This window comes from Gilvimarinus sp. DA14, assembly GCF_024204685.1.
GTDB lineage: Bacteria > Pseudomonadota > Gammaproteobacteria > Pseudomonadales > Cellvibrionaceae > Gilvimarinus.
The window spans coordinates 2,190,440-2,214,350 of sequence record NZ_CP100350.1 but is presented as its reverse complement, the minus strand read 5'-3'; the positions used below and the strand labels follow the sequence as shown (position 1 = coordinate 2,214,350).

Sequence of the window (23,911 nt, the reverse complement as noted above, 5' to 3'; positions counted from 1 at the left end):
CCTTTTAATTTTGCACCAGTATAGCGCGTGTTGAGTATATATGTTTTTCCGTATATATTGTGTACATTACTTTTGGGGAGTTTATGAATCCAGTCAGCTTTTTTAAGTGTTTAGCCGATGAGACGCGCCTGCACTGTGTACTTTTGCTGCAGCACACAGGTGAGTTGTGTGTGTGCGATTTGGTTGACGCTATTGCCGAAAGCCAGCCAAAGGTGTCGCGGCATTTGGCGCAGTTGCGCGAATGTGAGCTGCTAGTGGCTCGCCGCCAGGGACAGTGGATGTATTACCGGTTGAATCCGCAGTTGCCGACCTGGGCAGCATCGGTTATCGAGCAGGCTGCCGAGGGTAATCGCGCCTATCTAAAAGACGCCCTGGCCCGCCTGGGCGAGGTGCGCTGCTGCGACTGACTTTTTTGCGCGTTTATATGCGAAAAACCATATATATTTTAAGGAGGCTCGAATGAAAAAATTATTGTTTGTGTGTACTCATAATGCTTGTCGCAGCGTGCTGGCGGAAGTGACCGCCAACCGCTTGGGCGAAGGTCGGTTACAGGCCGCCAGCGCGGGTAGCCAACCCGCCGGGCGCATCCACCCGCTCACGGTAGAGTATTTACAGGGCAAAGGGATCGACACCGACGAGTTAAAAAGCCAGAGCTGGGATGACTTTGCCGATTACCAGCCCGACTTGGTGATTACCGTGTGCGATAGCGCCGCCGGTGAGGCCTGCCCACTGTGGATGGGGGATGCGGCCAAGGCTCACTGGGGTTTGCCTGACCCGTCTCGCGCGGCCGATTCTGCCAGCGCTTTTGATGCAGTAGTTGATGTGCTAGAGCGCCGTATTGGCGCTCTACTAAAAGCGCCTTTAGAGGAGTTAACCTCTGCGCAGTTAACCGATTTGGCCAATCAAGTAGGCGAGCAGGAGGTTTACCGTGACTGATTTGCCTAATATTCAGCGCGACGCGCTGCAGGCAATCGATAAAGAAAAGTTGGCGGCCACTGGTGCCCGGGCACCGAAGATTTTGCTCTTGTATGGTTCATTGCGGCCGCGCTCGTTTAGCCGGTTAGTGGTGGAGGAGTCGGAGCGTTTGCTGCGTGAGTTTGGCGCCGAGACACGTATTTTTAACCCGGCGGGTCTGCCGCTGCCGGACAGCGAAGAGGCCGACCATCCCAAGGTGGCCGAGCTGCGCGAGCTGGCGATGTGGTGCGATGGCATGGTGTGGTGCTCGCCCGAGCGCCACGGCGCCATGACCGGCATTATGAAAGCGCAGATCGACTGGATTCCCTTAAGTGTGGGGGCGGTGCGTCCAACCCAGGGTAAAACCCTGGCAGTGATGCAAGTGTGCGGCGGCTCGCAGTCGTTTAATGCGGTGAATCAGTTGCGGGTGCTGGGCCGTTGGATGCGTATGCTGACCATTCCCAACCAGTCATCTGTGGCCAAGGCCTTTTTAGAGTTCGACGATAACGACCGGATGAAACCTTCCAGTTACTACAACCGCATTGTGGATGTCATGGAAGAGCTGATGAAATTTACTCTGCTGGTGCAGGGGCGCGAAGACTATTTGGTGGACCGCTACTCCGAGCGGGTGGAGTCGGCGGCGGAATTGTCAAAGCGCGTCAATCAAAAGGAGATATAGCATGGGAATTTTTGAGCGGTATTTATCTGTATGGGTCGCTATCGGCATTGTCGCCGGTGTCGCTTTGGGTAGCGTGTTCCCGGGCTTCTTTTCCGCTGTGGCGGCGCTGGAGTGGGCGCGGGTGAATTTGCCGGTGGCGGTGCTGATCTGGCTGATGATCTTTCCCATGATGGTGCAGGTGGATTTTGCCTCGGTAAAAGATGTGGGCAAAGACCCTAAAGGGCTTTTCCTAACCCTGGCGGTAAACTGGTTGATTAAGCCGTTTACCATGGCCGCCATCGGGGTGCTGTTCTTTCACTATATCTTTGCCGGTCTGGTCGAGCCGGAAACGGCCAATGAATATATCGCCGGTATGATTTTGCTGGGAGTTGCGCCCTGTACCGCCATGGTCTTTATCTGGAGTCATCTGACTCGCGGCGATGCCACCTATACCCTGGTACAAGTTTCGGTGAACGATTTAATTATGGTGGTGGCCTTTGCCCCCATTGCCGGTTTGCTGCTGGGGGTGACCGACATTGCGGTACCCTGGGAAACCCTGTTGTTGTCGGTGGTGCTTTATGTGGTGCTGCCGCTGGTGGCCGGTATGTTGGTGCGCCGCCATCTTTTAGGGCGCGGCGCGGAGGCATTGGACAACTTTTTACATCGCAGTAAGCCGCTGTCCATCGTAGGTTTGTTGGCCACCATTGTGGTGTTGTTTGCCCTGCAGGCCGAGCGGATTCTGGCTGAGCCTTTGGCCATTGTGTTAATCGCCATTCCGCTTTTGATTCAAACCTACGGCATTTTCGCCCTGGCTTATTGGGCGGCGCATAAGCTCAGGTTGCGTCACGAAGTGGCGGCTCCCGCCTGTATGATTGCCACCTCAAACTTTTTTGAGCTGGCGGTGGCCGTTGCCATATCACTGTTTGGTTTGCATTCGGGCGCGGCTTTGGCCACGGTGGTGGGGGTGTTGGTAGAGGTGCCGGTAATGTTGTCGCTGGTGGCTTTTGCCAACCGAACCCGAGGCTGGTTCGCGCGGCCCTAATTCGCACACTTTTTAACATGTGGCCACGAAGTGTTAGTGGCCACATACTTGCCCCGCCTTATTATTCGCTATAAAAATCTCTCTTCTTATCCCCTGAAACAAAACCTTCACATTTCTGTCACGCGGCTTTCATAAAACTCATCAACCATAGGCGCCACATGAGCACACGGCTCGAATTAGGCGCGCTAAAGAACGCAAGAGCCTTTTCAGTCAGCCATGGACTGAGCACACCGTGCTACCGATTACTCACTGTGGGCAATCTTGCCTGCAAAGCAATTTGACAAACTATCCACTTGGGGAGAGTTGGAATTTATGAATATCAAGACCCTGGTAAGCGTAAACGTACTGGCTGCTGTTTTAGTTGGCTGTGGCGGTGGAGACATCGAACTGAATCCGTCTAACACCGTGATCGACTCGAACAACACTACCAACAACACCACCAACAACAGCGGTGGCGACAGCGGCGGCGGTGATGACAACCCATGTGCGACCTACGAAGAAAATGGTCAAACTCGTCAAGGTGCTTTCGCCGATGGCAACTGTACTTACAGCGCTTCTTTCGTAAGTGATACCAACCCCCTGACCGTTGATCTGAACATCCCTGCGCTGGATGGCGGTTTGCACATTTTTGAAAACAGCCTGTGGGTAGGTGAAGACGTAGACGCCAGCCAGGCTTCTAACGGCACTTCTATTCCGCAAGAAGGTGATGGTCCGTCGCTGAGCATTGAAGCTGGTGCGCAAATCGCCTTCTCTTCTTCTAACGATTACGTTCGTATCGCTCGCGGCTCTTCAATCATTGCCGAAGGTACTGCCGACGCGCCGATTGTTTTCTCTGCGGTACAAGACCTGCGCGACAATGCAGCCGACGAATCTGATCGCGGTCTGTGGGGCGGTGTACAGATTAACGGTAACGGTATTACCAACAAGTGTACCGATGAGCAGCGCGAAGCAACTGCTAACAATGTTCACGGCTGCCACATTACTGCCGAAGGTCGTCCGGCCACTTACGGTGGTAACAACAACGGCGAGAGCAGCGGTATCCTGCGTTACGTTGTGATCAAGCACGCCGGCTTTGAGGTTGTTGATGGCTCTGAGCTGAACGGCCTGACCCTGAACGCGGTAGGTTCTGGTACTACTATCGAATACGTACAAACCTACACCACTCAGGATGATGGTTTTGAAATGTTCGGTGGTGCGGTTGATCTGAAAAACGTTGTTGCGGTTAACGTGGGCGATGACTCTATCGACTTCTCTGAAGGCTGGGTAGGTAACATCCAGTACGCTCTGGTTACTCACACTTCTGGTGCCAACCGTTGTATTGAAGCGGACAATACTGGTGGCGGCCGTGCCGACGATCTGGAGCCTTTCACCAAAGGTCGTATCTCTAACATGACTTGTATCACCTCGAACGTAGGTGAAAACGAAGGTGAGAACCCAAGCTCTAAAGGTAGCTCTGAAGGCGTGTTGTACCGTGAAGGTGCGCACTTCGAAATGTACAACTCTATCGTGACTTCTAACGCCTCTGGCATGGCCTCTAACGAGTGCTTCGAGCTGGACGATTCTGAAGGTCCGCAAACTATCTTTGCTGCTACCGGTGGCTGGTCTGTTGCCAAGAGCAACGTAATCGCCTGTACCGAAGCGACCAAAGCTGGTGTTGATCCTGCTAACGGCGACTTCGACATCAACGCCTGGTTGACCTCTGGTGAGAACACCAACAACGTGATTCTGGACGAAAACACCACCGGTGCTCTGCCTGCAATGGTTATCGAAGGTCTGGACAGCAACCCACGCGCTTACATCACTGCCGCTAGCATGACTGACGGCAACGGCGGTGCGATTGAGGTTGATGTTTACGACGTGACCATGCTGGAAAACACTTTCGAAGCCGGCGCCGCTCCTGCGGTAGGTGCTTCAGGTACCAGCAACTTCTTCGACGCGGTTGATTTCATCGGTGCCGTAAGCGCTGACAACGACTGGGTTGCCGGTTGGACTGTAGGTCTGGATAACTAATCCACCTGCGCCAGCTGTATTGCAAGGCGCCTTCCGGGGCGCCTTTTGCGATAAACCCCCGGGCTTTTTAGCCCTCACACCACCCGGCAACATGTTTCCCTGCTTGCGGGGTGGGTAACACCCAGACCGTTTGGAAAACCGCCTCTAAAAGGTTTTTAAAATGCGCACAATTACGACCAAACGAAGCCAGATTAGTCTGGCGATTATCGCGGCCTCCGCCGCTTTGTTTAGCAGCCAAGGCGCTGTGGCACAAAGCGACGAAGACGATAACGGGATGAGCAGTCAGCCCGCGATTCAGGCCCCGGTAATTGAAGAGGTATTAACCATCGGCCGTTTGCAAAGCGCGTCCGATTCTATTATCGATGAGCGTATTGAGCAGCCCTTCTCGGCCGACGTACTTGGCTTCGATCAGATTTCCCGCGCCGGCGATGCCGACATTGCCTCGGCCCTGGGCCGGGTGACGGGCCTGACCGTTGTCGACGATCAATACGTATATGTTCGCTCACTGGGCGAGCGCTACTCCAGCGTTAATTTAAACGGCGCGTCAGTTCCTTCACCTGAGTTGACCCGTAATGTGTTACCGCTGGATTTGTTCCCCTCTACCATCGTAAAAACCCTGAAAGTGCAAAAGGCATTTTCGCCGGACCTGCCCGCGACGTTTGGCGGTGGTAACGTGAATATCCGCACTAAGGGTATGCCGGAAGATGTGGTGTTCGATGTATCTATCGGCACCGGCTGGAATACCGTGAACAACGATGACGGTATTTTCTACTCCGGCGGCGATGTAGATAATGGTGTGCCCGATCAGTTGAGCCGTGCGATTACTTTGTATCAAGGTAATATCACTACCAACGAAATCGCCCAGACTATGGTGGGTCAGGGGCAGTCAGTATCGCCGGAAGTTCGCGCCCAGGCGCAGCAAATTAACCGCGACTTAATGTTAAGCCTGGACCGCGATGTAGAGATTACTCCGCAATCGTTGGATCCGGACTATGGCGGTAAATTATCGCTGGGTAACTCTTGGTACGTGAGCGATGACTGGCGCATTGGTGCGCTCGCCAACTTGTCTTACGACCATGAGTGGCGCAACAAAAACCAATCGAAAAAAGGTATTGGTAACCCCGAAGAGGTGAACTCAGAAGTTCAGCGCACCTCTGAAGAGACCCGTACCCTGGCGGCCGTCAGTGGCGGTGTTAGCTTTCAGGAAATGCACACCATTGAAGCCAGCGGTTTTTACATCACTGATGTGGAAGATCGCGCGTCCATTTCAAGTGGTTTTGATGCCAACAATCGTCAGTCCGATGGCTCACAAGTGTTGGATTACCAAACCCGCTACGAAGAACGCCGTTTGACCATTGGCCAGGTAACGGGTGATCACAACTTTGAGTTTGATCTGACCGACGCCATTGATGAGCTGGGTGTGGATTGGTACTACTCCGATTCGCGCGCTGAGACTGCCATCCCCAATGAAGTGAACATCAAGGCTTCAAACTTGATTGATACTGAAACCGGGGAGGTGACCAACACTCGCTTGCAGTCCACCACTAATATGGCGAGCTTTGGTTTCTTGCAGCTGGAAGATAACGTCACCAGTTACGGCTACGATGTAGAGCTACCGATCAACTTTGGCGACACCTTGCTAACGCTTACCGGTGGTTACGACTACAGCGACAAGACCCGTGCCTATTATGGTTACACTGCAGCGATTAATGCCCCGGGTATTAGCAACGATGCGCTAGAGGGCACGCCTGGTCATGTGTTGGGTGACGAGAATCTGGGTAACCTGGATTACAACTTTGATCTCACCATGGATCCGGGCTTGGGTAAGGAAAGCTACATCGCCGCGCAGAAAACCGACGCCGCTTACGGTATGTTCGATTTAAATATCGACTACACCTGGCGCTTAACCGGTGGTGTACGCTACGAAGATTTCCGTCAAGCGGTACTGCCGGTGGATTTGCTGGATTATACCGGCGAGTCGATCGTTGACTTGAATCAGGACCTGGAAGAAAACCCGGAAAACTACGTGGTGAAGGATGACGGCTGGTATCCCTCATTGGCGCTGACTTTTATGAATCAGGGCTTTATGGGTGCCGACGACTTCCAGGTGCGCGCCTCTGTTGCGCAGACCGTGGTTCGCCCCGACTTGCGTGAAGTATCCGACGTTCAGTACCTGGACCCGGAGCTGGATGTGCGCGTAGTGGGTAACCCCAATCTGCAGTTCTCCGAGCTGGATCATTTTGATCTGCGTACCGAATGGTTCTACCCAGGTGGCGACAACTTTACCGTATCGCTGTTCTATAAAGACATTGTTAACCCTATTGAGCAGGCGCGTCAGCCCGGCTCGGACGATGATATCTTGCTGACTTACTACAATGCCGTATCCGGTGAGATTTACGGTTTGGAGTTTGAAGGCCTGAAAGATATCGGTGCGGGTTTCTTTGTTTCGGGTAACTTGACCTTGAGTGATTCGGAAATCGTATCGCCCGAAGGTCAGGGTTTTACCAATACTGTACGTCGCATGACCGGCCAGTCTGAGTATGTGATGAACGCGCAGTTGGGCTTCGACTCGGAAGATGGTATGCACACCGCATCGTTGTTGTACAACGTGTTCGGAGATCGCGTTTACTATGCCGCGGTGCTGGACGGTCACGACGACGCTTACGAGCAGCCCTATCACTCACTGGATTTGGTTTACACCTTTTATCCGACCGAAACATTGAGCATGAAATTTAAGCTCAGCAACCTGTTGGATCAGGATCGGGAGTTTGAACAGGTGAATTCCGGCGGTGAGAGTGTGACTATTTTGACTCAGGAGCAAGGCACAGGCATCGGGTTGGACTTTAAGTACTCTTTCTAAAACCCGGAAAGTGCCGGAAGGCAAGACAATAACGCGAAGGATTGTGACAAAGCCGCTGCTCGTCAGCGGCTTTTTTATGCCCGAAACTCGGGTAACTCACCCTATTATTTAGAATATTTGGTTATAGGGTGCTCTTAATTGTTTATTAAATGAGCGGGTTGAGGGGTGTTTTTGGGCTTTGAATGTGAAAAAAATAGCTTTTTAGGCAAAAAAATCAGAAAAAAGACAATTCTGTAATAATAAATTAACAATCGTATGGTTAGGCCGGTGATATTCTAATATCAACAGCGCAGATTGAGCTTCGTGTTCAGAGCATCAGCTGCGCTACTTGATACCGGGGCAAAGCCCCACCTTTAAAAGAGGATTAGAGCATGAAATCACTTCTAACCAATAAAGTGCTCGGTTCACTGGCGATTCTGGCAGTAGTACTGCCCTTTTCTAGCAGTGCCAGCTCCATGTATCAGCCCGCTAATTTTGGCGGTGCAGTAGACCAAGTCAGTCAAAAAGTGACCATTCCAGAGTCTATGGCGACTGATAATAGAACTATAGCTGTTTATTGCCAGGCCGACATTGCCACCACCGGCGTGGCCAGTAATGTAACCTGCTTTGATAAGGCCGCGTACAACGATCTGCAGGGTCAGACTCAGCGCGCTCTGGATGGTTTGAGCTTTACTCCGGCCATGGTCGACGGCGAAGCGGTACCAGTACGTATGGCGTTTCGCGTAGTGTACTCGCGCAATGACAGCCAGCCCAATGTGGTCATGCTGCCCAACCTGGGTACTCTGCAGCGCGAATACGGTGTTGATTACATCGCCCCGCAAGAGCGCCTGGATCAGACTGATTGGTACTCCGCTTACCGCTCCAACGGCGAAGGACAACCGTTTTTTGACGATGCCCGCCTCGCCCGTGTAGTGGCCGACGTTAACGCCGACGGTAATGTGAAGTCTGTGCGCACCGTAGAGGCTGCCGGCCGCGCCCGTCGCGATGCCAAAGTGATTGAAACCGCCTTGAAAAAGTCGCGTTTTATTCCGGGCTTTGTCGGCAGCGAAGCGGTAGATATGCACACCATCGCGGTAATCAACTACCCAGGATCCGAATAACCCCTGTCAAGGTTTGGCTCCTATTGCAAAGGCCGCCCATTTGGGCGGCCTTTTTTATTGCTGACTGGGAGAGTTTATGTCTGGTTTTGCAGAGGCGTTTTTTAAGCCATTCCTTAGGTTCATTAACCACTGTTTAAGCGAGAGGGCTGGTTTTTCCACATACGTCCATGACATCCAGGCCAGAGCGCCAGTTATCACAGTGGAAATAAGCGTATTGATATAAGGCGACGCACTGGGCAGTGAGCTTGCAATGACCTGCTGGGTGGGCCATGCGTAAATGTAAAAGCCGAAAGAAATATCACCGAGTGAGCGATCCATATCAATGTGTTTTGTGGCATAAGCGGTGTAGAAGAGCAGATAGACAAACGCCAAAGGAAACACGTATTGATACCAGCTCTTGCCAAAAGACGCTAAGCATAAAACTAGACTTGTGATGGCGAGTACCCAGTGCAGCACAATATATTTTCGGTTTACGTAGAAAAATACACCTAAGAGAAAATAAAGTGATGGTCTGGCCCACGCTTCATTAATGCCTATAAGGGGTAGGTTAGGGTAAAACTTTAGTGAAAATAGAAACAATACGACTAAGAAACCGTTTGCTATCGCGGCATATTTGACCAGTGCAAATGTGCCTAATACTAGCAGCAGAACGTAGCAATACACTTCGACATTCAGAGTCCACAATGAGCCGTTAACCGCTGTGCGGGTATTGTCGACAAAAACTCCGGGTAATTCCCATTGCATGGGTATAAAAGCCAGCGAGTTTCTAAGGTAGGTGAAAGTTTGAGTGCTTTCGAAGTAATCGCTGATCGGTAGCTCGGAGGCAAGTGAACCGAGTAGAAATACACATATAAATACACAGACAGTTAAGCCGGGCACGATACGCAATGAGCGAGAGATGATGTAGTCAATCGCGTCTCGTTTCATAAGACTAGCTGTAACCAAAAAGCCGCTTATCGCAAAAAATCCTTCTACGGCAATGGCTCCGACCCATGTTGAGCCCGCGAATAGCCTATTCAACGGGTCCGAATAGCCATCCGCAGCTTGTATGGCATAGCTATGTCCATAAAGAACAGCCCAGGCAAATACTAGGCGTATCAGGGTAAAGTTGTTGCTGCGATTGCCATCAAAGTCGATTAGTCGGCGGATGGAGCTCGATTTCACTGGAGTTGCTCTGGTTATAAGTGTTAACTGCCATTTATTGTATGACAATGGCTTTAGAGTGATCGCGTATTAGAATGCCGTCTTTGACGTTTTAGGGCGCCGTCCCCAGCTCAATGGTGCGCTTTTCCCGGGCACTGTGTTCGGCAATTTCGATCAGCCCCACGGTGACTAGCGCCTGTTCTGCCAAGGTGTTCAGGGGCGCGCCTTCTGTCAGGTGTCGGTATATATTGTGGTAGTAATCCTGATACCGGCCATCGATGGTGGGGTAGGCAGTGCTGCCTTCATCTGAGTACAAAAGGCCCCAATATTGCGGTTCTTCCTGACACCAATTGTCGGAATCTGGGAGAGTGCCCGCCGCTAGCAGTGATTCTTGAATATCCGCGCCCTGTTTAACAAAGGACGCCCGGTCGCCGTGCAGAACATAGGCGGGGCCGGGTGCGCGGGCGAGCATGCTGGCACTTAGCAGGCACTTGTGATGGGGGTAATCCAGGCGCAAATGAAAATAGTCGCATACCTGTGACTGATCTCGCTCGCAGCGTAAATCGGCGGTAACGGCCTGGGGTAAACCGAACAGCATCGCCGCTTCATCCAGCAGGTGCGAGCCAAGATCGTATAACAAACCAGCCCCCGGGTTGGGTTCTTCTTTCCATTTTTTGGGGCCGGGTTGGGGGCGGTAGCGATCAATATGCGTGGCAAAGGTGTTGAGCTGCCCCAATTCGCCTTTATCCAACAGCTCTCGCACCGTTAAGTGGCCCGACTGAAGCCGGCGGTTATGGTAGACCGAGAGCATCAGCTGGCGCTGGTTTGCCAGATCTATCAGCGCCTTGCCCTCGTCCACCGACACAGTAAAAGGTTTCTCCACAATTACGTGTTTACCCGCTTCGAGTGCCGCATGGGCCATGGGGTAGTGCAGATAGTTGGGGGTGTTGACGACAACCAGATCAATGTCCGGGTTGTCGATGAGTGAAGCAAAGTCCCGCACGATTTTGGCGTCCGGGTAGCGCTCACGAGAGTGCGAGGCTGTGCGCTCGAGAATACTGTGTAGCTTGAGGCCGGGATGTTGGTGAATAAAAGGTGCGTGAAAAATGCGGCCCGACATGCCGTAAGAGGCCAGAGCCAGATTCAGAACCTTGGGCAAAATAACATCCTCGCGAATCAAATTTTCGGGCCATGGTGCATGAGCCACCGGGGCTATGCAAATGAAAGTCGGCCGCTGGGCGTTACCATAAGCAGTCTTTAGAGCTGCTTGTTATATAGCTAGTTGAAATTACTATTTTTCCTAGTTAGTTCATTCCGGTATCCTCGCCGCCTTATCGTCTGTAATTGGGTCTGAAGAAAATGGAATGGCAGGGTTTACTCTCACTGGGGTTAGCGGTTGGCGCCTTGGCTACGCTGATTTTTACGCGGATTGCGGCGCACCTAGTGATGATGGGCGTGCTGGTCATTCTCAGCGTCACCGGAGTGTTAACCACTGGCGAAGCCTTTGCCGGGTTTAGCAACCATGGCGTCTTAACAGTCGCGGCCATGTTTGTGGTGGCGGCGGGTATTCACGGTTCTGGCGGTGTGGATTTACTGGTCACCCATGTGTTGGGTAACCCTAAAACCGTGCGTGCCGCGCAGATGCGTATCGGTCTGCCGGTGGCCTTTCTCAGCGCCTTTTTGAACAATACACCGGTCGTCGCCACTATGATTCCGGCGGTGCGCGCCTGGGCCAAGCGCATCGATGTGCCCGCCTCCAAGCTGATGATTCCTCTCAGTTACTCCGCGATTCTGGGCGGCACTTTGACGCTGATCGGTACCAGTACCAACCTGGTGGTGAATGGTCAGTATCAAGAACTCACCGGCCACAGCGGCTTTTCACTGTTCTCGATTACGGTGGTGGGCTTGCCCGTGGTGATTGTGGGCATGCTGTTTATGTATTTTGTGTTTCCCAAAAGTTTACCCGACAGACGCGAAAAAGGTCTGTTTGGCAATTTGCGGGAGTTTACCCTCGAAGTGGCCGTGGCCTCGGATGGCCCGCTGGTGGGACGCACGGTAGAAGAGGCAGGGCTTCGCAATCTCAAGCGCATTTATCTGGTGGAAATTGAGCGCCAGGGCGCGATTGTTCCGGCGGTAAGCTCCGAGGAAGCATTGCAGGCGGGGGATCGACTGGTGTTCGCCGGCAATACCGAGGCCATATCAGACCTGTTGCGTATAAAAGGTATCGTGCCTTCAACCGATGGCGAGCCCACGCTTGCCAGCGAACGGCGCGAGCGCCGTTTGGTAGAGGCGGTGATCTCGCCGCACAGCCATTGTATTAACCAGACGGTGCGCGACTCGCAGTTTCGCGAGCGCTATGGCGCCGCGGTACTGGCGGTAGCGCGCAATGGTGAGCGGGTGCAGGGCAACCTCAGTACCATCAAACTCAAGCCGGGTGACACTCTGCTGCTGGAGGCGCGCCCGGCGTTTGTCAGCCGCCAGAAGTACAACAAAGATTTTCTCCTGGTAAGCGATCTGGGGACCGAGCCGCCGCGCCATCAGCGTGCGTTTTTATCCTGGCTGATACTTTTGGCGGTGGTTATGGCGGCGGCGTTTGGCGCCTTATCTATGCTCAATGCCGCCTTGTTAGGCGCAGCGGCGATGATGTTGACCGGCTGTTGCTCGGCGCAGCAGGCGCAAAAGAGTTTAGACCCGACCGTACTGTTGACCATTGCCGCGTCTTTTGCGCTAGGTAATGCCATGTACAAAACCGGCGTAGCCCAGTGGTTGGCCGAAGGCCTGCTGACCATCGGTATGGGGCATCCGCTGCTGATTTTATTTTTAACCTATGTGGCTGTGTGGCTGCTGACCGAGTCAATCACCAATAACGCGGCGGCAATTTTGATGGTGCCTGTGGTATTGGAAATGACTCAGAAAGCGAGCCTTAATCCCGAGCCCTTTATGCTGGTGGTAATGATGGCCGCCTCGGCGAGCTTTACTACGCCTTTAGGCTACCAGACCAACCTGATGGTTTATGGCCCCGGTGGCTACCGCTTTACCGATTTTCTCAAAGCGGGCCTTCCTATGAGTATACTGGTGGGCGCAACGACCGTAGTGGTGTTGGCCATTGGCTGGCCATTAACTCTGTAGTGGGGTTGCCGCGCGTGTCTCAACGGAAGAGGGAGTTATGCCCCAGGCGAAGCGCGAACTGTTTTTGTACGGGTCTATTTCACGGGCCCTTCTGACGTTATCCGTGCCTATTATTCTGGCCAATATTCTTCAGGCCGGTTATCAACTTACCGATACTTACTGGGTGGGGCGCCTGGGTGCGGACGCCGTGGCGGCGGTATCCGTAAGTACTCCGGTGACCTTTCTGGTGGTCGCGCTGGGGGCCGGTTTAGGCATGGCGGGCACGACCTTAACCGCTCAATACATTGGTGCCGGCAGGCCTGACAAGGTCAATCAAGTTGCCGCGCAAACCTTGCTTATGGTGGCGGTGCTGTCACTGCTGCTAGGCTCTTTGGGTTTTATTTTCGCCCCCGATTTTCTCGCACTACTCGGTATCAGCAGCGCCGTGTTTGATGGCGCTTTGGCTTATATGCGCACCTCCTTTGCCGGCGTGGTTTTTGTGTTTGCCTTTTTTATGATGCAGTCGCTGATGCGCGGCGTGGGGCAAACCAAAATTCCCTTGATTATTGTCGCCCTCACGCTGTTATTAAATATGGCACTGGACCCGCTACTGATTTTTGGCTTTGGGCCGCTGCCGGGTTTGGGGGTAATGGGCGCCGCCCTGGCTACCCTAATTACCCAGGGGCTGGCGGCGGTGGCAGGCTTGTGGGTATTCTGGCGCGGCCAGCATGGCATTCATTTGTCCCTGCCGCTGTTTAAACCGGACTTTGCGTATATTAAAAAAGCCTGTGCGCTGGGCTTACCCGGCTCGATTGAGTTATCGACCCGCAGCCTCGGGGTGATGATTATGTCGTTTCTGGCGGCAAGCTTTGGCACCCTGGCGATTGCGGCCTATGGCATTGGGGCCAATATACTGCAGGTGATTACGATTCCGGCGATGGGCTTGTCTATGGCTGTTTCTACGTTGGTGGGGCAGAACATGGGTGCGGGTTTTGCCGAGCGGGCGGAGCGTATTACCCGTTTGGGTGCGGTGTATGGTTTGCTGTCTCTGTCGTTAATCGGTGCTCTGGTGTTTTGGCAGGCGGCCAATATTGTGGCTTTTTTTGTGCCGGATGAGGCCGATGTTATCGCCGAGGGCGGGCAGTTTATTCGCATTATGGCACTGGCCTGGGGCGGAATCGGGGTGCAACTTTGCGTGGTGGCAGCCTTTCGCGCTTCAGGCAATATGGTCAACGCCATGGTGTTGGCTCTGGTATCGCAGTGGTTACTCCAGTTTCCCTTAGCTTATGTGCTGTCTAAGCATACAAGCTTAGGCATGGACGGGATCTGGTGGTCTTTTCCGCTCACCAATATTTTGGTGGCCTTGGTGGCTCTGGCTTGGTTTAGTTCCGGAGGCTGGAAACGAACCCGGCTTACCGAAGAGGATAAACAAGTGCAGGCAGTGGTGGATAACACCATAACCGATGAAGGCGGGCTGCCCAGGTACTGAGCGGCCCGCTGCCGAGGTGGTCAGACGGCGATCGAATCGTAGACTACCACCCGTTCCCATAAGTGGCCGCAGTCCTCGACAAACTTCTTGTGAATTGAGTGCACTTGATAGGCGTTTTGGCCTTCTACGTCGTCGAACATCAGTAGTTCGGATACCTGAAATGAATTGTCTACCACCTCGCGCTTTTCGGTCGAGGCGGGTACACCTATGCTGATGGCTTTCACCGAGGGAATTTCTCCCAGGGTTTTAAGCCCGGCAATCAGAGCATCGCGGTCTTCACTGGAGTCTGGGTTTTTTAACCAAAAATAGACATTGTGTTTTAGGGCTGGCATTTCGTTAGCTCCGCTGGCAGCGATGGCCGAGCCTGCGGCGGCGGTTGCGCCCAGGGCTGCGGCACCACTTAAGACTTGGCGACGAGATATGGTAGACATGAAGCTCTCCTGGCAATGGGTTAGGGTTATTAATCTAGTTGCCCGGCAGTTTACTATTATTTCCGGCTGTTGTGACAGCGCAATCATTGGTTAACGAATCTTCACCCAAGCCTTATCTGTGCCCTTTTCGCCGGCGCTGATAAACACCTTTTCTGGTATCGGGGCTGTGGTATATTCGAAGGCTTAACAACTTATCAAGGAAGTCGCCATGGTGTTGTTGCGCAGCTTATTGCTTGGCGTTTTATTGTTCTGTAGCCATCTTGCCTGGGCGCAGTCAGATGAAGGCCAAGACACGGAAGATCAAGTACACGCGTTGACTGAAGCGGAATACGAATCGGTGGATGTGTGGGGTATGCACCTTCTCACCTTACGCAGCCAGTATCGGCATCTGGCGCCGAAAAGCCGCGCTAAAACCATCCTCGATAAAGTCCACTCTATTCCCGTAGCTACGAAATACGAGTTTGATTACAGCCCGGTCATTGAAGGGGAGTACGAAGGCGCCTGGATTCTGGTCAATGACTTGCGCATTATTGGGCTGTTGGCCGGTGACGCGCCGCCGAATATGACGCTGGAACAGTACGGTGAGACTATTATCGAACGGCTGCGACAATGGCTCGAGAGGCGCGACGCTCAGCAACGGCCTAAAGTGTTTTTATTTGGCACCCTGTATTCGGCCATAGCCTCGCTTATTTTTGGCGTGATGATTTACGGTATTTATCGCGGCCGCGAAAAAGTGCTGTTGTGGCTAGAACATGCTAACAACCCCAAGCAGGGTGTCAGCATATTACAGTTCGGCAACTTATATCTAATGCCCTATTTGGTTATGCTTTTATCGGGCATTGTGCGCTTGCTGATGTTGTTAACCATTGGCCTGCTTTGTTATCTGTGGCTTGCCTATGTGATGCGGCAGTTCCCCTACACCATCGGCTATAGCCAGCGGTTAACGGACTACATTGTCCGCCTAGTCGCCGAGATAGGCTTGGGTATTCTGCATTCCATTCCCGACTTGATCATGGTCGCCGTGATTTTCTGGCTGGCTAAGGTCGTCAGCGATATTGTCCGTAATATTTTCTCGCGTATCGAAAAGGGACGCTTACGCTCGAATTTATTCGATGCCGAAACCGCCAAAGCGACACGCCGGGTTATTGTGGTGCTGGTGTGGTTGTTTTCGGTGGTGGTGGCCTACCCGTACATTCCCGGTTCCGATACCGAAGCCTTTAAGGGCGTGAGTGTGTTTTTGGGTTTGATTGTCTCGCTGGGTTCAGCGGGTATTGTCAGTCAGCTTTTGGGTGGTCTGATTGTGGTGTACAGCCGCGCCTTTCAACCGGGTGAATATGTGCGTATCGGAGAATATGAAGGAACCGTAACGGCGGTAGGCGTACTGTCGACAAAAGTGAAAACCATTAAAAGAGAAGAAATAACTATTCCCAATGCGGTGCTGCTGAATGCGACCAGCACCAACTATACCCGCTTGAGCAAACCGGATGGGGTCATTGTGTCCACCAGTGTCACTATTGGCTACGACACGCCCTGGCCTCAGGTACATCATTTATTACTGAGTGCCGCGGACAAAACTGCCGGTGTGCGGGATGAGCCCGAGCCCCAAGTGCGGCAAATTGCCCTCAGTGATTGGTATGTGGAATATCGCTTACTGGTGCATATTGATGAGCCAGAGCTAAAAGTGGCGGTTTTGTCGGAGCTGCACCAGAATATTCAAGATGCTTTCGCCGAGGCGGATTTACAGATTATGTCACCACATTTTATGGCCCAACCTGAGAAGCCGCTGGTGCCCGCGCCCTGGACACCACCAGTGGTTAACAATAAGCCGGAAGGTGAGCTGTAAACTTGTGATAATGATCGCTTAAGGGGTGCTGTAATTGGGCGTAATTCTGCTAACCTTAGTCCTTGTAAGTGGATGTAATTGACACAACCTGAGGACTGATAATGGATAATAAATTTACCAAAGCCGCACTGGTTACCGCCCTCGCTTCAGTTAGTGGCCTTGCCCAAGCGGCTTCGTTCCAACTGTTGGAGCAAAGCCCTGCCCATATGGGTAAAGCTTTTGCCGGCACTGGCTCGGATATTACCGACGCCAGCACCGTATTTTTTAACCCCGCCGGTATGACCAAGTTAGATCGCCTGACCTTGACGGGTGGTTTGAATGTGGTGGCTACCGATGCTGAATTTCACGATCACGATTCCAGCTTTAGCGGTGGCAATGGTTCCACCAAAGAAAATGGCTATATCCCCAACGCTTACTTGGTTGCGCCTTTATCCGACAGCTTTGCCGTGGGCTTTGGTTTAAGTGCGCCCTTCGGGCTTGCCAGCCGTTTCGATGAGCAGTGGGCGGGGCGCTATTCCGCCACCGATAGCGAACTGGAAGTGGTTAACCTGAATGTCACCGCCGCCTGGGCTGTGAATGACATGATTTCTCTGGGCTTGGGGGTTAATTACCAGACCATTGAGGCCACACTTGAAAACCAGTTTGATTCCACGCTTGGGGTTGCTCCAGATCCAAGCACCGATAGCAGTGCAAAAATCAAAGGCGACGATGACGATTACGTTCTCGATGCCAGTATTTTGTTTACCCCCAGCGAAAGCACCAGCATTGGTTTTGTCTGGCGCGAAGGGGGTGAATTTACCCTGGACGGCGATGCCAGTTTTGATTTGAATGCGGCCTGTAGCCCCGGTGCTGGTTACCCTCTGCCCACGGGCATTACCACCGGTACGGGATGTTTTGGTGCACTGACAGCGTTGGAAGGTGGCATTAACGCATCGGTAAAACTGCCCGATACCTACACCTTAAGCTTTAGCCAGGCGCTGTCACCCAGCTGGAAAATTCACGCTGATATTGCGCAAACCGAATGGAGCAGCATTAAAAACATTGCGGTAGTCACCGATGGTGGTGCGCCTGTGGATGCGCTCAACTTGCAGTATGACGACACCATGCGCTACGCGCTGGGCACCACCATTGGTCGCGACGGCCACTTGCAGTGGCGCTTTGGGGTGGCGTTGGATGAAACGCCGCAGGATAACCCCGAGTATGTCAGCCCGCGTATTCCCGATGCGGACCGCACCTGGCTTGCCGCTGGTGTGCACTGGCCACTCGCGGAGCATATCTCCTTTGATTTTAGCTACGCACACCTGTTTGTGGATGATGCACAGCTGGAAGAAGAGGGCACCTCTGCGATCGGCGCGCCCACACGTTTGGCGGGCGAGTTTGACGCAACCGTGGATATTTTCGCGGCGCAGGTGAATTGGCGTTTTTGATGTGTATAGGCGTCTGACGTCGGATGTCTGAGGTCGGAAGGTGTCAGACATCCGACTTCCGTCATCCGACATATCTTTCAGTGCTCAAATCTTCTTTTCCCAAAACTCCGCCCGGCCCGCTTCAGGGGCCAGCTCGTAGCCGCTAAAGCCGAATGTTTTATAGGCTTTAGCGGCAATCGTGTTATTGCTCAAGACCTCTAAGGTTAACTTGCAGCAATTGCGTTCGCGGGCGATGTATTCAATTTCACTCAGCAATTGCAAGCTAATCCCCCGGCCACGATAGTCAGGCAGTACAGCCAGGTCATGAATGTTGATAAGGGGGCGGCAGGCAAACGTAGAAAAACCGGTAAAGGCATTGAGCAGGCCGACGGCTTGTTCACCGTCGTACGCAAGCAAAGAAATTGCCTCGTATTGCGCCAGCCGGGCGATTAAATGCTCGCGGGTAAAGGTGCTGAGGGGCTGGCCGCCTCCCATCGGGTCGCGTGCGTAGGCGTCTAACAGACGAACGATGTCGTAGCCGTGCTGTGGGTCGTGGTAGTCGGCGCGGGTTATGGTAATCACCGATGCAGCTCCGTAGGCTTTTCGATCTCTAAAATGGCATCCGTGATCGTCTCCATTTTATCGTCCAGCACGGCTGCGGCATCGTAGAGGCCACGATTATAAAAATACGGGCCGATTTCTTCGGCGAAAAAGTCCAATAAAAATATCGCATCAAAACCGCCGATGGTTTGATCCAACTCGTCGCGAAAGTACCCTTGGATCTTTTTGACGATGACTTCTTTTTCCTGTTCTGAAAATTTCATTTGCGCTCCCATTGCTTAATCGGCCTTTTGCTGCCTTGCGAAGTAGTCTTTGGCCGTCTCCATAATGTTGGGCGCCAGCAGCAGTGCGGACACCATGGTCGGTATCGCCATGGCGGCGTACATACCGATTAAAAAGTTAAAAATCATGTCTATTGAGCCAATACTCCCGAGTATGACCAGCAGGCAGTAGAACCAGACATAATGGTGTTGATGCTGGGCGCCGATCAAATAGCCCAAACATTTGCTGCCGTAGTACCAGAAGGTAGTGATAGTACTAAGGCTGAGAAAAATCACCATAACGGTGAGCAGAATGGGCCCCCAAGCACCGTAGGTTGCGGCAAAAGCGCTGGCCGTTAACGTGACCCCGTCAGCGTCGCTGCCCTGCCAGACACCGGTTATCAATATAGCTAAGGCTGTGCAGGTGCAGACAATTAAGGTGTCGATCACGGGACCTGTCATGGCGACTAAACCTTCGCGCACGGGCTCATTGGTTCGCGCCGCACCATGGGCCATAGATTCTGTGCCTATACCCGCCTCATTAGAAAATGCGCCGCGGCTGACCCCCACCTGAATCACTTTTCCCAAGGCTCCACCGGCTACGGCTTCACCTGTGAAAGCGTCGCTGAAAATGAGCGCAAAAGCGGCGGGAATCTCACTGGCGTGACTTACCAGTAAGCCAAGGGTCATCGCCATATAACCCAGCACCATGGCGGGAATTAGGCGTGAGGTGACTTTACCGATACGCGCTAAGTTGCCGCTGATGACGGTAAATACCAGCACGGCGGCCGCCACTCCAACGCTGGCATCAAAGAGTAGGTGGTTGGTTTCACTGGCAAGGTTTAGTGGGTAGGCAACTGAGGTGCGCAGCATGGCGACCAACTGATTAATTTGAAACACCGGTTGCGTGCCACACAGACCGGCAAGAGCAAAAAATGCGGCGAGCCATAGCCACTTTTTACCCAGGCCTTCGCGAATGACATACATGGGACCACCCTGCAGCTGTCCCAGTGAGTCTTCGCCGCGGTATTTGACGGCGGCGGTGGCGGTAAAAAATTTGGTGGCAATACCCACAATGGCCGTTAACCACATCCAAAAAATGGCGCCGGGGCCGCCTGCGGTAATGGCCAGGGCGACACCGGCAATATTGCCAAGACCCAAGGTGCCAGACAGTGCAGTGGCCAACGCCTGAAAGTGACTTAGTGTGCCCTTGTCGCTGTTGTTATCGTAGCGGCCGCTGAGTATCGCAAAGCCGTGACCAAAATATCGATAGGGTAGCGCGCGGCTGTAAATGACAAAAAATAAACCACCGCCGACCAACAGAAAGATCAGTGGCAGGCCCCACATAAAGGAGACAAATTGTTGCAGTAGTTCTTCCACTCTCGTTACCGGTTAGAAATTTGGTTTTAGGGTAGCATGACGCGCTCACCCCTTCAGAGCTTGGCCGATGTGATGTTTGGCAATTTTTGCCGCGCTTAGCGGCACTATTTACATTGCGGGGCGGGGGTAGCACGTAATATAGGGCTCTGCAGTGCTGGAGCTGTTTTTGCTAGCTAACTGGTTTGGTGCAATTGCAAATAAGAGTGGAACTTGTGAATAGTGGAAATATTTTAAGCAGATTGGGCAAGCGCGAGCTGAGTTTTATGGCGGTAGTGTTTGCCATTCTCGCTTGCGGATGGGGGTTTGTAGAGCTGGCCGATGAGGTCGTCGAAGGCAGTACCGCCGAGTTTGACGAGACAATTTTATTGGCGATGCGCAGCGCCGGTGACGTCTCAGACCCGCTCGGGCCCGGCTGGTTCGAAGAAGTCATGCGAGACCTGACGGCCTTGGGGGGCAATGTTGTTCTCACCCTGGTGACTCTGACCGTCGTGGGGTATGTACTGCTCTGCGGCTATCGCAGGCTGGCTTTTGTGGTACTGCTGGCGTCGCTGGGTGGGCTGGGGATGAATACCCTTATGAAAAACTCCTTTGAGCGCGACAGGCCTGAACTGGTGCCCCATGGCTCACAGGTTTATACCGCGAGCTTTCCCAGCGGCCATTCCATGGTGGCCGCCAGTACCTATCTGACCCTGGCCGTGCTGATGGCGCGGGCCGAACGGCGTCGCAGAATCAAAGTTTACGGCATTATTGTCGCTATGGTACTCACTGCTCTGGTTGGTATCAGCCGGGTGTATCTGGGCGTGCATTGGCCCACAGATGTGCTGGCCGGCTGGGCCGCCGGCGCCGGTTGGGCGATGGCCTGCGGGCTGATCGCACTTTGGCTGCAGCGTCACGGCCAGGTGGAGGTCTCACCGGTTGAGAGCGGCGTAGACGAGGTGGCGGGATGACTCTGGATGGTAAGTGCAAAGCGCTGTTAATCGTCAACCCCAAAGCCCGCAACGGCGCCTCGGCACAGCTGCAAGAAGGCATGGCAACACTGCAAGAAGCGGGCATTGCCACTGAGTTGTTTGAATCGCAAAGTGCCGAACAGACAAGGGAGTTTATCGCCGAGCGCCATCGCGAATTAGATCTGGTGATTATCGGCGGTGGTGACGGCACCATAAGCTCGGCTGCGCAAACTTTGCACCAGTACCGCTTACCTCTGGCGGTTCTGCCCCTGGGAACGGCGAATGACTTGGCGCGCTCGCTGGGGCTGCCGGAAGACATTGAAGATGTTTTTGCCGTTATCGCCCGGCGCCAGTTGATGCCCATTGATCTGGGGTCGGTTAACGGGCACTGTTTTTTTAACGTGGCCAATATGGGGTTGGGTGTTCAAGTTACCGAAGAGCTGACTCCCGAGGTGAAAAAGAGCTGGGGCGTGCTCAGTTACCTGCGCGCTTTTTTTGCGGCCCTGGTGCGGGTCAAGCAGTTTAAAGTACGTTTGCAGGTCGATGGACGCCAGTACAAACTGCGCTCTATTCAGTTGGCGGTGGGGAATGGTCGCTATTATGGTGGCGGTAACGTGGTGGATGAGCGCTCGCGCATCGACGACGGCGAGTTTTCGCTCTACAGTATTAAGCCGCAGAGCGTATGGGAGTTTTTAACCCTGGCTCCGCTGTTGCGCGAGGGGCGCCAGAAGCGTGCACAGAGAGTGGTGCAGTTGCGGGGCAAGCAAATGGAGTTGACAACCCGCCCCAAGCGCATGGAGATACACGCCGATGGCGAGCCTATTGCTCACACCCCTGCCAAGTTTGAATTATTGGCGGGCGCTTTACAGGTGGTGGTGGACCCCAATACATTTACTGCACATGGCGATGGGTCTGGTAAGACTGGGAGCGACTAGCCGATAAGCCGTTAGCGAACGAGAGAATTAGCCCGGAGTACAGAAAAATGAGCTTTGTGCGCAATGAAACCCAAGTGGCCCTGCGCGATGTGCATGTGGCACTGTTGGAAAGTGTGGATCACTATCGCGATGCTGCAGAGTTTTCCAGCAACCAAGTGGCGGCAGAGTGTTTTAACGCTATTGCCGAGGCGCGTGAAGCACTGGCCCATGACTATGCGGAGGCTATCCGCGCCGCCGATGATCTACCCTCAGTACCCGACCCGGAGTTGGAGGGCGGGGAGCAGTTTCTCAGTCACCTGGCCACCCTGTTTGCTGCCGATGAGTTGGAAGGATTGGTGGAGCAGCGCCTCGATGCGGAAAACCGTCTTGAGCAGCTGCTGCAGCATTCCGAGATCGAAGGCCCCTTGCGCGAGGTACGTGCGGATTTGTGGCAATCGTGCCGCGACAATATCGCCCGCGCGCGCCAGCAGTTAAGCGAGCTGCGCTCCGCCTAGCGTCGTAACTTTAAAGCGTGGTTACCAGTGCCACAGGGTGCCATCTTCCAGTCGGTTAACCGGCAGGCAGGCGCGTTTGTACGGGTAGCGCGCGGCCAGGGACTCATCAATATCCACCCCATGACCCGGCGCCTCGCCTGGGGTAAAGAAGCCGGCGTTAAATTCGTAGTGGCGAGTAAAGACCGATTCCATCAGCTCGCTGTGAGGCATATGCTCCTGAATACCAAAATTCGGCACCCAGTAGTCAAAGTGCAAGGCCGCGCCCATACACACCGGTGATAAATCGGTAGCACCGTGAAAACCCGTGCGCACATGGTACAAGCTGGCTAAGTCTGCAATACGGCGCAAATGCGTGATACCGCCACCGTGGACAATGGTGGTGCGAATATAGTCAATCAGTTGATTCTGAATCAGCTCGCGGCAGTCGTGGATGCTGTTAAATACTTCGCCTACCGCGATGGGCGTTGTGGTGTGTTGGCGTATCAGTTTAAAACCTTCCTGGTTTTCGGCTGGTACCGCGTCTTCCATCCAGAATAGATGAAACGGCTCCAGCTCTTTACCCAGCCGCGCCGCCTCAATGGGGGTTAAACGGTGGTGAACATCGTGCAACAGGTGAATGTCATCGCCAAATTGTTCACGCACGGCGGCAAACAGCTTGGGGGCGAAGTTCAGGTATTTTTCGGTGGACCATACCGATTCGGTAGGCAGGTCGGCGTCGGCGGGCTCATAAGCTTTACCGGCTTTTGCCACGCCATAGGTGCTGGCGACTCCGGGTATCCCGCACTGAATACGAATGGCTTGGTAGCCCGCTTCTTGTGCTTTGGCAACAGCCTCTAAAGTGGAGGGGATGTCTTTACCGTTGGCATGGGTGTACACCATGATTTTATCGCGACTGCGACCGCCCAGCAGCTGATACAGCGGCATATTGGCCAGCTTGGCTTTAATGTCCCACAGCGCGGTATCGACCCCGGCAATAGCGGTCATACCGATGGGGCCGCGCCGCCAGTAAGCGCCGCGGTACAAAAACTGCCATATGTCTTCAATTTGCTGCGGGTCGCGGCCGATAAGCGCCGGCAATACGTAATCTTCAAGGTAAGAGACGACGGCTTTTTCACGGCCGTTGAGGGTGGCATCGCCAATGCCATACACGCCTTCATCGGTGGTGATTTTTACGGTGACGAAATTACGTCCGGGACTGCAGACAATTACCTTGGCGGCGACAATCTTCACGGGGGAAACTCCTGATGGGCCTGTGCGGCGCTACTCTTATGGTCTAAAAAACCATAAGAG

The 23,911-nt window shown here is 53.5% G+C and carries 21 protein-coding genes; 14 read left to right on the top strand and 7 right to left on the bottom strand.

Annotation, left to right across the window (positions count from 1 at the left end; genetic code table 11):
- Positions 1-83 precede the first annotated feature (83 nt).
- The 7 genes from NHM04_RS09685 to NHM04_RS09655 all read left to right on the top strand — a co-directional run bounded on the left by NHM04_RS09685 (position 84) and on the right by NHM04_RS09655 (position 8,624).
- Entirely contained in the window at positions 84-407 is a 324-nt protein-coding gene (locus NHM04_RS09685) for a metalloregulator ArsR/SmtB family transcription factor (protein ID WP_254263589.1), read from the top strand.
- A gap of 52 nt (positions 408-459) precedes the next feature.
- Positions 460-936: an arsenate reductase ArsC gene (locus NHM04_RS09680; RefSeq protein ID WP_254263588.1), complete on the top strand. Its 477-nt coding sequence runs from the start codon at positions 460-462 to the stop codon at positions 934-936.
- The gene (gene arsH, locus NHM04_RS09675; RefSeq protein WP_371872540.1) at positions 929-1,633 is read left to right on the top strand and encodes an arsenical resistance protein ArsH; all 705 of its coding nucleotides are present in this window, start codon (positions 929-931) and stop codon (positions 1,631-1,633) included. Before NHM04_RS09680 ends, arsH begins: the two co-directional genes overlap by 8 nt.
- Before the next feature lies 1 nt (position 1,634).
- A complete protein-coding gene (gene arsB, locus NHM04_RS09670) occupies positions 1,635-2,654 on the top strand; it encodes an ACR3 family arsenite efflux transporter (RefSeq protein ID WP_254263587.1) in 1,020 nt (339 codons plus the stop codon).
- A 312-nt stretch (positions 2,655-2,966) separates the two neighbouring features.
- Positions 2,967-4,664 (top strand): hypothetical protein, encoded by a 1,698-nt coding sequence (locus NHM04_RS09665; protein ID WP_254263586.1) that lies wholly within the window; start codon positions 2,967-2,969, stop codon positions 4,662-4,664.
- A gap of 160 nt (positions 4,665-4,824) precedes the next feature.
- On the top strand, positions 4,825-7,524 hold the full coding sequence (locus NHM04_RS09660; RefSeq protein WP_254263585.1) for a TonB-dependent receptor domain-containing protein: 2,700 nt from the start codon (positions 4,825-4,827) through the stop codon (positions 7,522-7,524).
- Between the two features lie 371 nt (positions 7,525-7,895).
- Complete coding sequence (locus NHM04_RS09655) at positions 7,896-8,624, top strand: energy transducer TonB (RefSeq protein WP_254263584.1); 729 nt, start codon at positions 7,896-7,898, stop codon at positions 8,622-8,624.
- 54 nt (positions 8,625-8,678) lie between these two features.
- Here the strand turns inward: NHM04_RS09655 and NHM04_RS09650 are convergent, their stop codons facing one another.
- Together NHM04_RS09650 and NHM04_RS09645 are read right to left on the bottom strand one after the other, a co-directional pair.
- Positions 8,679-9,788, bottom strand: coding sequence for an acyltransferase (locus NHM04_RS09650; RefSeq protein ID WP_254263583.1), 1,110 nt, complete (start codon positions 9,786-9,788; stop codon positions 8,679-8,681).
- A gap of 91 nt (positions 9,789-9,879) precedes the next feature.
- A complete protein-coding gene (locus tag NHM04_RS09645; protein ID WP_254263582.1) occupies positions 9,880-10,974 on the bottom strand; it encodes a Gfo/Idh/MocA family oxidoreductase in 1,095 nt (364 codons plus the stop codon).
- Between the two features lie 152 nt (positions 10,975-11,126).
- Between NHM04_RS09645 and NHM04_RS09640 the strand changes: the two genes are divergently transcribed.
- Together NHM04_RS09640 and NHM04_RS09635 are read left to right on the top strand one after the other, a co-directional pair.
- A complete protein-coding gene (locus tag NHM04_RS09640; RefSeq protein WP_254263581.1) occupies positions 11,127-12,896 on the top strand; it encodes an SLC13 family permease in 1,770 nt (589 codons plus the stop codon).
- Positions 12,897-12,933: 37 nt separating this feature from the next.
- Complete coding sequence (locus tag NHM04_RS09635; protein ID WP_254263580.1) at positions 12,934-14,364, top strand: MATE family efflux transporter; 1,431 nt, start codon at positions 12,934-12,936, stop codon at positions 14,362-14,364.
- 20 nt (positions 14,365-14,384) lie between these two features.
- Here NHM04_RS09635 and NHM04_RS09630 read toward each other — a convergent pair whose 3' ends face one another.
- Positions 14,385-14,795, bottom strand: a complete 411-nt coding sequence (locus tag NHM04_RS09630) for a Dabb family protein (RefSeq protein WP_254263579.1) — start codon at positions 14,793-14,795, stop codon at positions 14,385-14,387.
- A gap of 208 nt (positions 14,796-15,003) precedes the next feature.
- On the opposite strand from NHM04_RS09630, the gene NHM04_RS09625 reads away from it, so the two are divergent.
- Positions 15,004-16,638 (top strand): mechanosensitive ion channel family protein, encoded by a 1,635-nt coding sequence (locus tag NHM04_RS09625; protein ID WP_254263578.1) that lies wholly within the window; start codon positions 15,004-15,006, stop codon positions 16,636-16,638.
- A gap of 101 nt (positions 16,639-16,739) precedes the next feature.
- On the top strand, positions 16,740-18,065 hold the full coding sequence (locus NHM04_RS09620; RefSeq protein ID WP_254263577.1) for an OmpP1/FadL family transporter: 1,326 nt from the start codon (positions 16,740-16,742) through the stop codon (positions 18,063-18,065).
- Between the two features lie 84 nt (positions 18,066-18,149).
- On the opposite strand, the gene NHM04_RS09615 is transcribed toward NHM04_RS09620, so the two are convergent.
- From NHM04_RS09615 to NHM04_RS09605, 3 genes are read right to left on the bottom strand one after another with little or no spacing between them, the layout of a single operon-like run.
- Positions 18,150-18,626 carry an N-acetyltransferase gene (locus tag NHM04_RS09615; protein WP_254263576.1) on the bottom strand — a complete coding sequence of 159 codons (477 nt, stop codon included), beginning with the start codon at positions 18,624-18,626 and terminating at the stop codon, positions 18,150-18,152.
- Positions 18,623-18,868 (bottom strand): DUF2164 domain-containing protein, encoded by a 246-nt coding sequence (locus tag NHM04_RS09610; protein WP_254263575.1) that lies wholly within the window; start codon positions 18,866-18,868, stop codon positions 18,623-18,625. Before NHM04_RS09610 ends, NHM04_RS09615 begins: the two co-directional genes overlap by 4 nt.
- A 15-nt stretch (positions 18,869-18,883) precedes the next feature.
- A complete protein-coding gene (locus NHM04_RS09605; RefSeq protein ID WP_254266620.1) occupies positions 18,884-20,212 on the bottom strand; it encodes a sodium:alanine symporter family protein in 1,329 nt (442 codons plus the stop codon).
- A gap of 245 nt (positions 20,213-20,457) precedes the next feature.
- Between NHM04_RS09605 and NHM04_RS09600 the strand changes: the two genes are divergently transcribed.
- From NHM04_RS09600 to NHM04_RS09590, 3 genes are read left to right on the top strand one after another with little or no spacing between them, the layout of a single operon-like run.
- Positions 20,458-21,192: a phosphatase PAP2 family protein gene (locus tag NHM04_RS09600; protein ID WP_254263574.1), complete on the top strand. Its 735-nt coding sequence runs from the start codon at positions 20,458-20,460 to the stop codon at positions 21,190-21,192.
- Complete coding sequence (locus NHM04_RS09595; RefSeq protein ID WP_254263573.1) at positions 21,189-22,127, top strand: lipid kinase; 939 nt, start codon at positions 21,189-21,191, stop codon at positions 22,125-22,127. The genes NHM04_RS09600 and NHM04_RS09595 overlap by 4 nt, the downstream gene beginning before the upstream one ends.
- 47 nt (positions 22,128-22,174) lie before the next feature.
- Positions 22,175-22,621: a hypothetical protein gene (locus NHM04_RS09590; RefSeq protein WP_254263572.1), complete on the top strand. Its 447-nt coding sequence runs from the start codon at positions 22,175-22,177 to the stop codon at positions 22,619-22,621.
- A gap of 21 nt (positions 22,622-22,642) precedes the next feature.
- Here NHM04_RS09590 and manD read toward each other — a convergent pair whose 3' ends face one another.
- Positions 22,643-23,851 carry a D-mannonate dehydratase ManD gene (gene manD / locus NHM04_RS09585; RefSeq protein WP_254263571.1) on the bottom strand — a complete coding sequence of 403 codons (1,209 nt, stop codon included), beginning with the start codon at positions 23,849-23,851 and terminating at the stop codon, positions 22,643-22,645.
- Positions 23,852-23,911 lie beyond the last annotated feature (60 nt).